Here is a 13,077-nt window from a genome sequence, read left to right as displayed (position 1 = left end):
TAGTCAGTTAGGCAGTTGGATCGAGTGCGTCCGCGATGGCGCGCTCGGTCCGGGTGTAGAGCTCGCCGGCGAGCGCTGCATCGCGCGAGAGCGACGACCCGCGCGCTTCCTTGCGGTCGTAGTAATACCGGCCCGAGCTCGACGCGAGCTCGGGCGCGGTGGCACACCAGACCTGCGTGCGCGCTCCTTCCTCGTTCGAGATCAGGAACAACATCAGCGCGCGCCGGACGATCCATGGCAGCGATCGCCAGATGTTCGAAGCGACGCCGCCCGGGTGCACCGCGTAGGTGGTGACGCGCGTCGACTCGAGGCGCCGCGCGAGCTCGCGTGCGTGCAGGATGTTCATGAGCTTGGACGCGGCGTACATGCTGAATCCGCTCCGTGCGCCGACGGTGCGGCGGTCGAGCCACGACCAATCGAAGGCGTGCACACGCTCGTGGGCGACGCTGGCAACGTTGACGATCCGTCCCTGCGGCGCCTCGAGCAGGCGAGGCAGCAGCAGGGATGTGAGATAGAACGGGCCGATGTAGTTGGTGCCGATCGTGATCTCGAACCCCTCTTGCGTTAGGCCGCGGGTCCCGGCGACGCCGGCGTTGTTCATGAGGACGTCGATGCGCCGGCCGGAATCGAGCAGCCGCTGTGCGGCGGCGCGAATCGACGCGAAGCTCGCCAGGTCGAGCGACAGAAACTGGACGTCGGCTGACGCGTCGAGTCGGCGAATCTCGTCGATCACAGCGTTGGTCCGCTCTTCCGACCGCGCCGCGAGAACGACGGTGGCGCCGCGCCGGGCGAGCGCGATGGCGGAGGCGCGTCCGAGTCCGGAGCTGGCGCCGGTGACGACGACCGTCCGTCCGCGCAGGTCGCCGGTCAACACGCGGACCAGATAGTTGACAGTGACAAAGATAAAGTTGACATTGGCATCAATAAGCCATCCGGAGCTCTCCCGTGCATGCGACCGCCGCCGACTCGACCCGCGCCTCGTCCGACACCGTAAATGCTGTCCGCCGCTTCAACCGATTCTATACGCGCCGCATCCATATTCTCGATGAAGCGCACCTCGAGAGCGACCTGCCCCTCGCCACCGTCCGCGTCCTCTACGAGCTCGCCCACCGCGACGCCGTGAGCGCCGCCGACCTCGCCCGCGAGCTCGACCTCGATGCCGGCTACCTCTCCCGCCTCCTCGCCGACCTCGGCCGCCGCCGCCTCGTCACCCGCCAGCGCGCCCACGACGACGCCCGCGTGAGCCGCATCCGCCTAACGGCTCGCGGACGCGAGCGCTACGCCGTGCTCGACACCCGCGCCTCCGACGACATCGCCGCCCTCCTCGCACCCCTGGGCGGCACACCGCAACGGCGCCTCGTCGCCGCCATGGACGCCATCCAGTCCATCCTCGACGACAGCCAACCGGACACCGCCAGAACTCCGTACCTGCTCCGCACCCACCGACCCGGCGACCTCGGTTGGATGGTCTGGCGCCACGGCGTGCTCTACGCCGATGAATATGGCTGGGATGAGCGATTCGAAGCCCTCGTCGCCCGCATCGCGTCAGACTTCGTCGCGCACTTCGACCAGGCGCACGAACGGTGCTGGATCGCCGAACGCGACGGAGAGAACGTCGGGTCCGTCATGGCCGTCAAGCATCCCGAGCGGCCAGGGGTGGCCAAGCTCAGACTGCTCCTCGTCGAGCCGTCTGCCCGAGGACTCGGCATCGGCCGGCGACTGGTGGACGAATGCATTCGCTTCTCGCGGCAAAGCGGCTACCATACGCTCACGCTCTGGACCAACAGCGTCCTGCTTTCCGCGCGGCGCATCTACGAAGCAGCAGGATTTCGACTCGTGCATGAAGCGCCGCACAACGACTTCGGCGAGGATCTCGTCGGTCAAACATGGGAGTTGGCGCTCTGACGCCTGGCCGCGACACGTTGTCATTCGCGCGTACCGGCTCAAGCTTTCAGTAATGGATCGAACGCTTTCCGCGGCCCGGACGCCGCACCGCCTCACGCGCGTCGGCGCACCGATCGGCATCGCGGTGGCTGCGGTACTCGTGCTCGCCCTGCTCGTCTGGCAAGGCGTCACGAGCGGCGGAGTCCCCAACCCGACGGCCGGCCATGCCACGGCCGCGGTCGCCGTGCTCGACATTGGTGTGCTCGTCTTCCGCGAGGGGCTCGAGTCGATCCTCGTATTGTCGGCGATCACCGCCAGCATGGTGGACGGCCAGCGAACCTTCCGACGGCCCATCGCTGCCGGCGTCGGCGCCGGACTCGTGGCCACGCTGCTCACGTGGAGCATCGTGATCGCGATCGTCGACAACCTCACCACAAGTCTTCCCGCCCTCGACATCCAGGCGGCCACCGGGCTGCTCGCGATCGTCGTGCTGCTCGTGGTGATGAACTGGTTCTTCCACAAGGTCTACTGGACGGGTTGGATCTCGCTGCATACCCGCAAGAAGCGGAAGCTCATGGACGAGGCCGATGGAATCGCCTCGCGCAGCGGCTTGTTGTGGGGACTCGGGCTACTCGGCTTCACCTCGCTTTATCGCGAAGGATTCGAGGTCGTGCTGTTCCTGCAGAGCTACCGGCTTCAGATGGGTGGCAAGATCGTCCTCGAGGGCGTGCTCGTCGGCACCGCGGCGGCTGTGCTGGTGGCGCTGCTCACGTTCGTCGCGCACCGGCGTCTCCCGTACAAAAAGATGCTGGTGCTCACCGGTACGCTGCTGGGCTTGGTGCTGCTCGTGATGGTCGGCGAGCAGGTGCAGGAGATGCAGCTCGCGCACTGGGTGTCCACGACGAACATCTCGTGGCTCGAGGGCCGGATTCCCGATTGGATGGGACTCTGGTTCTCGGTCTTTCCAACCGTCGAGTCGCTGGTCGCACAGCTCGCCGCCGCGGCGCTCGTGATCGGGTCGTACTTCGTCGCGCGCGGCCGCGTGCGCTCGAAATCGGCGGCGCGTACTGGCGATCCGGTTCATTCCTCCTCAATATCCTCGCAGTCCGCGACGTTGGACCGGGAGCGCTGAGGCGCCCTCAGACCTTCACCGGAGGCGGCCATATGTGGAAGGACTTCAAGGCGTTCCTCATGCGAGGCAACGTCATCGACCTGGCAGTCGGCTTCGTGGTCGGCGCGGCGTTCGGCGCGATCGTGAAGTCGCTGGTCGACGACGTGATCATGCCGCCCATCGGACTGCTGCTGGGCAAGGTGGATTTTTCGAACCTGTACGTGCTGCTGCACGAGGGGACGAAGGCTCCGCCGCCGTATGCATCGCTCGCCGACGCCAAGGCTGCCGGCGCGGTGACGCTCAACTACGGCGCTTTCGTCAATACCGTCATCTCGTTCATCATCATTGCCGCGGCGGTCTTTCTGATCGTGCGGTTGGTGAGCAAGCTGCACAAGGCGCCGGCGGCGCCGCCGCCGTCGACCAAACCCTGTCCGTACTGCGCGACGGACATTCCGCTGGCGGCCAAGCGGTGCCCGAACTGCACGTCGCAGCTGGCGGCTGCCTAACGACCTAACGGATGGCGGCGCTCCGCGTCACTCCTCGCGGAGCGCCTCCATGGGCGACACCCGCGACGCGCGCAGCGCCGGCAGCGCGGCGGCGACCGCGGCGGTCAGCGTCATGGCGGCGAGCGCAATGCCGATCGACGACGGGTCGAACGTGCTCACGCCGTAGAGCAAGCCTTTGAGCAGCGGCGCCGCCAGGAGGGCTGCGGGAATGCCGATGACGGCGCCGATCACCACGAGCAGCATCGACTCGCGCAGCACCATGCGCGTCATCGCGCCCGACTGGGCGCCGAGGGCCATGCGCAGCCCGAACTCCCCCGTCCGCCTAACTGTCGCGTACGCCATCACCCCGTAGAGGCCGAGCGATGCCAGCACCAGCGCGAGCGCGCCGAACGCGCTCACCACTTTGGCTACGAGCAGGTCGGCGCTGATCGAATCGCTGATGTTTTCGTTGAGCGGATCGACGCTCAGAATGGTCAGCGACGGATCGGCGGACCTGATCGCGCGACGCACCGGCTCGACCAGGCGCGCGGGATCGACACCCGGCCGGGCGCGCATCTCGAGATAGAACTGACCGGGAAGGCCCGACGTGCAAGCCGACCGCATGTCGGGCTCGCAGCCGAGCTGCATGGTGGCCGTGTAGAATCGGCGCACATGCGGCGCGCGAACGTTCTGCTCCTCGATGTCGGCCACGACGCCGACGATGTCGAACGACGTGGTGTCAACACTGAGGTGATGGCCCACGGCGTCGCCATGCGGGAAATAGTAGTTCGCCATCGTCTGATTCAGCACGACCACTTTGGGCGCCGTTTCGTTGTCGCGGGGCTCGATGTCGCGGCCGCGGAGCAGATGCGCGCCGGTGGTCGTGAAGTATCCGGGTCCGACGTCATCGTACGCGACCACCGTGTCCGAGTCGACCCGCGGTGTGAATCCTTCCACCTCGACGGTGGTCCCCGATTCGGTGCCGCTGAAAATGCCATTCTCCGATAGGGTGCTCGATGCGACGCCCGGCACCTGCGACGTGCGCTGGATGAGACCGCGCATGAGCGCGACCAGCCGCGCGTCTGCATACCCGCTGCGCGCCGCGTTCACGCGGGCGATGAGAATCTGGTCGCGTGCGATGCCGACATCGGCGCGCAACAGGCTCAGCGTGGTGCGCACCAGCAGGCCGGTGGTGACGAGCAGCAACACGGACAGCGCCACCTGCGCGATCACCAGCACTTTACCAGGCGACAGCACACGCACGCTTCCCGCGCCGAGGACGTTACGGCCCTGCGCCCTGAGCGCGCTCGCCAGCTGGATGCGCGTCGCGCGCAGCGCCGGCGCGAGGCCGAAGAGCAGCGCCGTGACTAACGCAACGGCGGCGGTGAACGCGAGGATGCGGCCGTCGGGCCGGATGTCGACGGGAATCGGGTGCGGTCCCCCGGCCGCCATCTTGAGCAGCACGGTGCTGCCCCAGTAGGCGACGAGCAGGCCTAACGCGCCGCCGATCGCGGCGAGCATCGCGCTCTCGGTGAGCAGCTGCTGCAGCAACCGGCCGCGGCCGGCGCCCAACGCCATGCGGATGCTCATCTCGCGCCCGCGGGCCGCGGCGCGCGAGAGCATCAGATTGGCCACGTTGGCGCACACCACGAGCAGCACGAGTCCCACCGCCGCCATGAGCGTGTAGAGAAACGACGCCAGCGCCCGCCGGTAGTACGAGAAGCCGCGCGCCCCGCCCAGCACGCGTGCGGGCTTCATCCGGATGTTGCGTTCGATGCTGACCCGATCCTTGCCGGCATGCTCGAGGAGCGTGCGTGCGTAAATCGTCGCGATCTGCGCGCGCGCCTGGCCTAACGACACCCCGGGCTTGAGGCGGCCCATGAGCAGGAGCCAGCTGATGGTCCGGTCTTTGAGCGACGCCTCGTGCGGGTCGAGAATCGGTTGCATTATCATCGGCAACCACAGGTTGGGGAGTTGTCCCACCACATCTCCCCAGAAGTCGCGCGGCATGACGCCGATGATCGTCATCGGAGTGCCGTTGATGGTGATCGTGGAGCCGACAGCCGATCGCTCTCCGCCGAATCGATTCTGCCAGTACGCGTAGCTGATCACGACCACCGGGTCGTCGCCGGGCGTCCTGTCCTCGTCGGCGGCGAACGTGCGGCCGAGAAGCGGCCGTGCTTCCAACACCGTGAAGAAATTTCCCGACACGTAGCGGGCCGAGGGATGTTCGGCGTCGCCCGTGCCACCGGCCGCCGTGGCTCCCGCGCGCGGGATCGTCACATTCAGAAAGTCCACGCGCCCGGTCGCGTACAGGCCCGAGAACACCGTGTTCTGATCCCTGAGGTCCTCGTATGCCGGATAGGACGCGAGCCTCTCATCGGGCGTGCCCTGCGAAAGACCGCCCGTGCGCCACTCGTCGCCGATCGTCACCAGCTGCTCGGGGTGCGGCACCGCCAGCGACCGGAGCATGATGGCGTCGATCAGCGTGAACATCGCGGTGTTGGCGCCGATGCCCAACGCGAGAATCACGATCATGACCGCCATCACGCTCTTATGATTGCGCATCGTGCGGAACGCGTAGGACACGTCCTGCCACAGGTCGGACATGCGGTTCGCCCGTCGCATCGTTCGCTCCCGGTCCCGGTCAATCGTTAGGCATTCGGCGCGTACGGCCGAGGCGTCGCCGAACTGGCGCAGCGCCTCGACGCGCGCCGCGGCGGGGTCGAGTCCCGCCGCGACGAGCTTCGCGATGCGCATCGCGAGATGAAAATCGATCTCGTCATCGACGTCGCGGGTCACGCGGTGCGGACCGGTGTCGATGCGGAACCGTCGATCCGGCGTCATGGCTGCACGATGCACGCTCTCCCATCGCCACGCAATGGGAGGGCGACGCCCCACCCTTGCCTGTCCATCCCTTGGACAACCGTACATCGTTCGTCGGATGCCGCACATTCGACTAGCGACACCCGACGACGGCGCTGCCTTCGCCGAGATCTACCGGCCGGCGGTTGTCAGCAGTCCGATCTCCTTCGAGATCGAGCCGCCCGATGCCGCGGAAATGTCACGCCGCGTGAGCGCCGCACTCGCCCGGTTTCCGTGGCTCGCGTTCGACGACGGCGGCGTCGCAAGAGGCTATGCGTACGCGGGGACGCATCGCGCTCGTCCCGCCTATCAGTGGTCCGCCGAGGTGTCGGCGTATGTGCACGAAGACGCACGTCGACGCGGCGTGGCGCGCGCCTTGTACACGTCGCTGTTTGCCTTGCTTCGCGCACTCGGATATGCGAACGCATATGCCGGCATCACGCTGCCCAATCCGGCGAGCGTCGGTCTTCACGAAGCGCTCGGCTTTCGGCCCGTGGGTGTGTTTCACCGCGTCGGCTACAAGCTCGGACGCTGGCACGACGTCGGATGGTGGGAGCGCCCGCTCGGCGATCTTCCTGCACGCATGGATCCGCCGCTCGCGATAGGCGCTTTGGCGGGGACCGCGATGTTCGTCGCGGCTCTCGACGCTGGAGAGCGCGTACTGCGTTCATGATCTTCCTCGCCAGCGTTGCAGCGAGCGCCCGCGTAAAAGGCGGACAGGATCCGGACAAGCCGGACACTGCCGGACGGCTCGGCTCGCGAACAAACCTCATCGCAAGCGGATGAAAGTCCATGTACTTGTTTCCACGAACGCCCGCATCTCAGCCAGGCAATCGACGTGGATGCTCCGGTGCGCCAGCATCGGCCGGTCGTGTCCGGCTTTGTCCCTCCGTGTCCGGTCTTTTGGTGCTTTGCGTGATGATTGGCGTCAGCGCGTGCGGGCGATTCGTAGAGAAGTCGACACAGGCCTCGGGCACGGATCGCGTGGTCTGCGTCTCCAAGCAAATCAACGAGTTCATGTACGCCATCGGTGCGGAGCAGCACCTGGTGGCGGTGGATCTCACGTCGATTTATCCGCCGCAGATCAAGAAGCTTCCTACGGTGGGGTATCACCGGGCGTTGAGCGCGGAGGGCATCATCTCGATGAAGCCGACGTTGTTTCTGACCGACGGCAACGTTGGGCCGAGCGCCGTGCTGGAGCAGTTGAAGCAGGTCGGCATCCCGATCGCCGTGATGCCGCCCGGCAACACGCTCGACAGCGCGCAGCAGCTGCTGGTTCAGTTAGGCGACAGGTTCGGCCGGCGGCAGGCGGCGGACAGCGTGCTCGCGCAGTGGAAGGCCGGGATGCAGGACATCTGGAAGGACACGGCGCAATACGCCGGCAGGGAGAAGCCGCGCGTGCTGATCATTCATTTCGGGCAGATCGCGAACGATTACCTGGCGCTAAAGGCGGGCGGACCCGCTGACGACATGATCCGATGGGCGGGCGGCGAGAACGCGGTGGACTCGGTGGGCGGGATGATGCGCCTAACGCCGGAGCTGATCGCCAGGATCGCGCCCGACATCATCGTGGCGACCGACCTGGGGTTCGACCGGTACGGGAGCGCGGCCAAGTTCGCGACGATGCCCGGCATCGCGTTGACGCCGGCCGGAAAGTCGTTGCGCATCTACCGGATCACGGAGCAGGAGCTGTTGTACTTCGGGCCGCGGACGCCCGGGACGGTGCGGCAGTTGCGCGCGGATTTCCACGCCTGAGATGCTGCGGCGTCTTTCGTACCGTCAGACGTATCTGCTGCTCGCCGCGCTGCTCATCGTTCTGGTTATCGCATCCGCGGCGATCGGCGCCTTCTCGTTCACGCCGGCGGAAATGCTCCGGCACCTCGGCGTGGCGGCCGGGTGGCTGCCGGCAACGAGCGCCGATGCGCTGAGCCGGAATGTGTTTCTCGACCTCCGCCTGCCGCGCGTGCTGCTCGCGGGGCTCACCGGCGCCGTGTTAGGCGTGTCCGGCACGCTGATGCAGGGCTTGTTCCGGAACCCGATTGTCGAGCCGGGACTGGCGGGCACCTCGGCCGGCGCTGCGTTAGGCGCGGCGCTCGTGTTCGTGTTCGGCGGCAGCACGGCGCTGTCTTTCACGGCGCCGCTGGGGTCGATCGCGGTGCCGGTGCTCGCGTTCATCGGCGCCTTCGCAGCGACGATGCTGGTGTACCGGCTGTCGACGTCGTTCGGCAAAGTGAACGTGTTCACGCTGCTCTTGGCCGGCATCGCGGTGAACGCCGTGTGCGCGGCCGGTACGGGGTTTCTCTCCTATGTGGCGCGCGACCCGCAAGCGCGCAACATCACCTTCTGGAATCTCGGCACGTTCACGACGGCCGACTGGCACGGCACGATGCTCGTGGGCGTGTTCTTCGCCGTTTGTTTCGCGTGGTCGCTGCGCTACGGCAAAGCGCTCAACGCGCTGATGTTGGGCGAAGACGAAGCAGCGTTCCTCGGCGTCGATTCGCGGAGGTTGATTTTCCGGCTGCTGGTCGTGAATACGATCATGGTGGCCGTCGCCACCGCCATGGTGGGTGTGATCGCGTTCGTGGGACTGATCGTGCCGCACGTCCTCCGCATCCTCAAGTCGAGCGACTACACGTTTCTCCTTCCCGGGTCGGCATTGTTAGGCGCGGTGCTCATGGAGCTGGTGGACATCGTCGCGCGTATCATCATCCCGCCGGCCGAGCTGCCGATCGGCATCATCACGGCGGTGATTGGTGCGCCGATTTTCCTGTGGATCCTGCTCCGCCAGCAGCCCCAGCGCGGCACGGGAACGAGTGTCGAGTCGGGCGCGGGCGCCGGATTCTATGGTTGAAGTGAAAGGCGTCACGTACCGTGTCGGGGGCCCGAACGGCCCGCGCATTCTCGACGACGTGACGGCGCGCTTCGACGCGTGCAAGTTCAACGTCATTCTCGGGCCTAACGGCGCCGGCAAGTCGACGCTGCTGCGCGTGGCCACCGGCCTGCTGCGCCCATCGGCCGGCGACGTGCGATATGGTGATCGCCCCGTCACCGCGTTCGGCGCCGATGAGCTCGCGCGGACGCGCGCGGTGTTGTCGCAGCACGTGGAGCTCGCGTTCCCGCTTCCCGCCGAGGAGGTGGTGCTCATAGGGCGCTACCCGCACTACGGCGCAGCACCGACGAGCCGAGATCGCGAGATCGTGTCGCGCGCGCTCGAGATCGTCGGCATGACGGAGAAGCGGCGACAGCCGTATCCGACGTTGTCCGGCGGCGAGCAGCAGAAGGTGCAGTTGGCACGCGTGCTCGCGCAGATCTGGAATCTCGACGACTCACACGAGCACAAGTACCTGTTCCTCGATGAACCGACATCGAGCCTCGACGTGCACTATCAGCTGCACCTGCTCGATGTCGCTCGTGACTTGCTCGCGCACAACTGCACGGTGATCGCCGTGCTTCACGACCTCAACGTCGCATTTCAGTATGGCGAGCACTTGTTCGTGATCGACGGCGGCCGGATCGCGTACGAGACGTCGGATGCATCGGCAATCTCCGCGGAGCTCGTCGAGCGCGTGTTTCGTGTGCGGGCGACGCGGGTGGGTGAGGGCGGGCGTACGACCTGGCGCTTCAGTCTGTAGTTAGCAGAAAGCCAGCTTCCGTTAGTCGAAGGAAGCGGCGGCACGCGTACGGGCCGAACTTATGTCATCGGCGGGCACGTAGTACCGTAGTGCTCCGTGCGGTCAAGTTTCGAAGCGCGTGTACATGGTGCGTAACCGGAATGCCTAACGGGAGACCATCGGGGCCGTGCGCGTGGGCGACCAACGGTGTGAATCGCGGGGAAGAAGATTCTACTGGGCGGGAACGGCGTCCGGAAGTGGGGTTGTTCGAGGCGTCGCCAGTTGCCGCCACGCAGACCGGTAGTGCAAGGGCTCACGCCGAATGCTGTGCCCGCCTCAGGCAGAACTCACGACAGCCTCAGCAATGCTGCCGTGTTGCCGCCAAGAATCTTCGCACGCTCCTCGGGCGAGACGCGCAGCGCCGTTAGGCTTTCTTTCATCAGCGTAATGCTGCCGATCATGTGCGGGTAGTCGCTTCCCGCCAGTACATGATCCGCCCCCGCGAAATCCACCGCGAGCCGGAGCGCCGCCGGGTCGAAGTTCACCGTGTCGAAATAAAATTCGCGCAGATACTCGCTGGGCGCACGCTTCACGTGCTCGCGGCATTCGGGGAACGCGCGCCAGCCGCGATCGAGACGCTCGGCGAGATACGGAATCGCGCCGCCCAGGTGCGCGAGCACCCAGCGAATGCGCGGATATCGCTCGGGAATGCCGGCAAACACGAGATGCGCCGCGGCGAGACTCGTGTCGAACAGAAAACCGACGAGCGCCGTCAGCCAGTACTCCGTCATGCCGGTCACGCTCGCCGGGTTCGTCGGATGGATGTGCAACACCGCGCCTAACCGATTGGCTTCGGCGTACAGCGGCTCGAAGCGCGGGTCGGCAAGCGGCACGCCGTTCACGTTGCTGAAGAGCATGGCACCGGCAAAGCCTAACTCCGCCATCGCGCGCCGCAGCTCCGTCGCCGACGCAGCCGGGTCGCACAGCGGCAGCGTCGCCAGCGCCGCGAATCGCGGACCGCGCTCGCGCACGACCTCCGCGAACGCATCGTTCACCAGGCGCGCGAGCCGCACCGCGCGCGCCGGCGCTTCGACGTGAGTGCCCGGCGTCGTCAGCGTGATCACCTGCGTGTCGACACCGTCTCGCTCGAGTACAGACTGTCGATACGCAATGTCGCGATGGCCGCGCACTGCGACGTTGTAATCGCCGGGATAGTGCACGACCGGATTGCCGGCGTCGTCTTCCGTAAGGCGGACCACGCTATCGGGTTCGCGAAGCGCGTCGAGATAGGCGGGCGGATAGTAGTGATTGTGGATGTCGATCAGCATGCGCTGTTCAAGGGAGGCCGCGAGCGTTCACAGCATGGCGTCCCACTATTATAGTAGGGTGACCGCACATACCGCCCGCAGACCCACTCATTCCTCTCGCGTGCTCGCAATGCGACGTCTCGCTTTCGCACTCTGCTTCGTTGCCCTGTGCGCCGGGACCCTCCCGGCGCAGCAGACGACGTTCACGCACGCCGACACGCTGCGCGGGACCAACGGACCAGGCCGGTCCTGGTGGGACGCGACGTTCTACGATTTGCACGTCGCGGTGAACCTGGCCGACAGCAGCATTCGCGGCTACAACGGGATCACATATCGCGTGATCGCGCCGGCGAAAGAGATGCAGATCGACCTGCAGGTTCCGATGGAAGCGGACAGCATCATCCAGGATGGCCACCCGCTCACGTCGCGCCGAGATGGCAATGCGCTGTTCGTGACGATGCCGTCGCCGCAGAACATCGGCGACACCAAGTCGGTCACCGTGTACTACCACGGCCATCCGCGCGTCGCCAAGCATCCACCGTGGGACGGCGGTTTCATCTGGCAGCACGACAGCCTCGGACACCCCTGGGTTGCGACCGCCAACGAAGGACTGGGCGCCAGCGTGTGGTGGCCCAACAAGGACATTCCCGCCGACGAGCCCGACAGCCAGCGCATCGCGATCACCGTGCCCGACTCGATGACCGATGTGTCTAACGGAAGGCTCCGCAGCACCACGCGCCACAGCGACGGCACCACGACGTACGAATGGTTCGTCACGAACCCGATCAACAACTACGATGTCGAGGTCAACGCCGGCACCTACGCCCACTGGCAGCAGATCTATCACGGCGAGAGCGGCAATCTCACCATGGATTTCTGGCCGCTCGCCTACCATCTCGACACGGCCAAGGTCCAGTGGCAGCAGGCGACGTCGATGCTCGCGTGCTTCGAGCACTGGTTCGGCCCGTATCCCTGGTACGCCGACGGATACAAGCTCATCGAGGCGCCGCATTTAGGCATGGAGCATCAGAGCGGCGTCGCCTACGGCAACCACTTCAAGAACGGCTACCTGGGCCGCGACCTGTCGAGCACCGGCCACGGACTGAAGTGGGATTTCATCATCGTGCACGAAAGCGCGCACGAGTGGTGGGGCAACAGCCTAACGGACAAGGACCACGCCGACATGTGGATCCATGAAAGTTTCGCCAACTACTCGGAGTCGCTGTACACCGAGTGCCAGCAGGGCAAACAAGCCGGCGCCGAGTATGTGATCGGCACCCGGCGGCTCATCAAGAACGACCGCCCGATCGTTGGGCACTTCGGCGTGAACGATGAAGGCTCGGAAGACATGTACTACAAGGGCGGCAACATGCTGCACACCATTCGTCAGATCGTCGGCAACGACGAGAAATGGCGCAGCATTTTACGCGGCCTGCAGACGACGTTCCGGCACCAGACGGTCAGCGGGACGCAGATCGAGAACTACATCAGCCGCGCCGCGGGCATCGATCTGAGCAAGGTGTTCGAGCAGTATCTGACGACCACGCAGGTGCCGGTGCTCGAGTATTCGCTCGACGGCGGCACGCTCAAGTACCGTTGGGCGAACGTCGTCGCGGGATTCGCGATGCCGGTGAGGGTCACCGTCGCGCCCGACACGTACGCCGTCATCCGCCCAACGGAATCGTGGCAGACGAAGCGCGTCAAGCTCGCCAGCGCCGCCGCGTTCAAGGTGGATCAGAACTACTACGTGACGGCCCGCGTCGCTGGCGCCGAGGTGGGGAGCGGCGACTGACACCGCCGGGGAACACCGGCAT

The 13,077-nt window shown here is 66.1% G+C and carries 11 protein-coding genes; 8 read left to right on the top strand and 3 right to left on the bottom strand.

Annotation, left to right across the window (positions count from 1 at the left end; translation table 11 throughout):
* Positions 1-7: 7 nt before the first annotated feature.
* Entirely contained in the window at positions 8-874 is an 867-nt protein-coding gene (locus VFW04_13875; protein ID HEX5180419.1) for an SDR family NAD(P)-dependent oxidoreductase, read from the bottom strand.
* A 71-nt stretch (positions 875-945) separates the two neighbouring features.
* Between VFW04_13875 and VFW04_13870 the strand changes: the two genes are divergently transcribed.
* Genes VFW04_13870 through mscL form a run of 3 tightly spaced genes read left to right on the top strand, consistent with a single transcriptional unit; the run spans position 946 to position 3,501 of the window.
* Positions 946-1,905, top strand: a complete 960-nt coding sequence (locus tag VFW04_13870) for a helix-turn-helix domain-containing GNAT family N-acetyltransferase (protein ID HEX5180418.1) — start codon at positions 946-948, stop codon at positions 1,903-1,905.
* A gap of 52 nt (positions 1,906-1,957) precedes the next feature.
* On the top strand, positions 1,958-3,016 hold the full coding sequence (locus tag VFW04_13865) for an FTR1 family protein (protein ID HEX5180417.1): 1,059 nt from the start codon (positions 1,958-1,960) through the stop codon (positions 3,014-3,016).
* A gap of 32 nt (positions 3,017-3,048) precedes the next feature.
* Complete coding sequence (gene mscL, locus VFW04_13860) at positions 3,049-3,501, top strand: large-conductance mechanosensitive channel protein MscL (protein ID HEX5180416.1); 453 nt, start codon at positions 3,049-3,051, stop codon at positions 3,499-3,501.
* A gap of 27 nt (positions 3,502-3,528) precedes the next feature.
* On the opposite strand, the gene VFW04_13855 is transcribed toward mscL, so the two are convergent.
* Positions 3,529-6,327 carry an ABC transporter permease gene (locus VFW04_13855; GenBank protein ID HEX5180415.1) on the bottom strand — a complete coding sequence of 933 codons (2,799 nt, stop codon included), beginning with the start codon at positions 6,325-6,327 and terminating at the stop codon, positions 3,529-3,531.
* Positions 6,328-6,424: 97 nt separating this feature from the next.
* On the opposite strand from VFW04_13855, the gene VFW04_13850 reads away from it, so the two are divergent.
* The 4 genes from VFW04_13850 to VFW04_13835 all read left to right on the top strand — a co-directional run bounded on the left by VFW04_13850 (position 6,425) and on the right by VFW04_13835 (position 9,977).
* Positions 6,425-7,018: an arsinothricin resistance N-acetyltransferase ArsN1 family B gene (locus tag VFW04_13850; GenBank protein ID HEX5180414.1), complete on the top strand. Its 594-nt coding sequence runs from the start codon at positions 6,425-6,427 to the stop codon at positions 7,016-7,018.
* A 311-nt stretch (positions 7,019-7,329) separates the two neighbouring features.
* A complete protein-coding gene (locus VFW04_13845; protein HEX5180413.1) occupies positions 7,330-8,100 on the top strand; it encodes an ABC transporter substrate-binding protein in 771 nt (256 codons plus the stop codon).
* A 1-nt stretch (position 8,101) separates the two neighbouring features.
* Positions 8,102-9,196, top strand: coding sequence for an iron ABC transporter permease (locus tag VFW04_13840; GenBank protein ID HEX5180412.1), 1,095 nt, complete (start codon positions 8,102-8,104; stop codon positions 9,194-9,196).
* Complete coding sequence (locus tag VFW04_13835) at positions 9,189-9,977, top strand: ATP-binding cassette domain-containing protein (GenBank protein HEX5180411.1); 789 nt, start codon at positions 9,189-9,191, stop codon at positions 9,975-9,977. The genes VFW04_13840 and VFW04_13835 overlap by 8 nt, the downstream gene beginning before the upstream one ends.
* Before the next feature lie 326 nt (positions 9,978-10,303).
* On the opposite strand, the gene VFW04_13830 is transcribed toward VFW04_13835, so the two are convergent.
* A complete protein-coding gene (locus tag VFW04_13830; GenBank protein ID HEX5180410.1) occupies positions 10,304-11,284 on the bottom strand; it encodes an amidohydrolase family protein in 981 nt (326 codons plus the stop codon).
* Between the two features lie 109 nt (positions 11,285-11,393).
* On the opposite strand from VFW04_13830, the gene VFW04_13825 reads away from it, so the two are divergent.
* Complete coding sequence (locus VFW04_13825; protein HEX5180409.1) at positions 11,394-13,055, top strand: M1 family metallopeptidase; 1,662 nt, start codon at positions 11,394-11,396, stop codon at positions 13,053-13,055.
* The last annotated feature ends 22 nt before the right edge of the window (positions 13,056-13,077 follow it).

This window comes from Gemmatimonadaceae bacterium (assembly GCA_036273715.1).
Lineage (GTDB): Bacteria > Gemmatimonadota > Gemmatimonadetes > Gemmatimonadales > Gemmatimonadaceae > JADGGM01.
The sequence above is the reverse complement of the archived record's forward strand: the minus strand, read 5'-3'. Positions and strand labels throughout refer to the sequence as shown.

Bases quoted from the DNA above. Each gene is read 5' to 3' on its own strand.
- VFW04_13865 (HEX5180417.1), top strand. From the start codon at position 1,958: ATGGATCGAACGCTTTCCGCGGCCCGGACGCCGCACCGCCTCACGCGC.
- mscL (HEX5180416.1), top strand. From the start codon at position 3,049: ATGTGGAAGGACTTCAAGGCGTTCCTCATGCGAGGCAACGTCATCGAC.
- VFW04_13855 (HEX5180415.1), bottom strand. From the start codon at position 6,327: ATGACGCCGGATCGACGGTTCCGCATCGACACCGGTCCGCACCGCGTG.
- VFW04_13850 (HEX5180414.1), top strand. From the start codon at position 6,425: ATGCCGCACATTCGACTAGCGACACCCGACGACGGCGCTGCCTTCGCC.
- VFW04_13840 (HEX5180412.1), top strand. From the start codon at position 8,102: ATGCTGCGGCGTCTTTCGTACCGTCAGACGTATCTGCTGCTCGCCGCG.
- VFW04_13835 (HEX5180411.1), top strand. From the start codon at position 9,189: ATGGTTGAAGTGAAAGGCGTCACGTACCGTGTCGGGGGCCCGAACGGC.
- VFW04_13830 (HEX5180410.1), bottom strand. From the start codon at position 11,284: ATGCTGATCGACATCCACAATCACTACTATCCGCCCGCCTATCTCGAC.
- VFW04_13825 (HEX5180409.1), top strand. From the start codon at position 11,394: ATGCGACGTCTCGCTTTCGCACTCTGCTTCGTTGCCCTGTGCGCCGGG.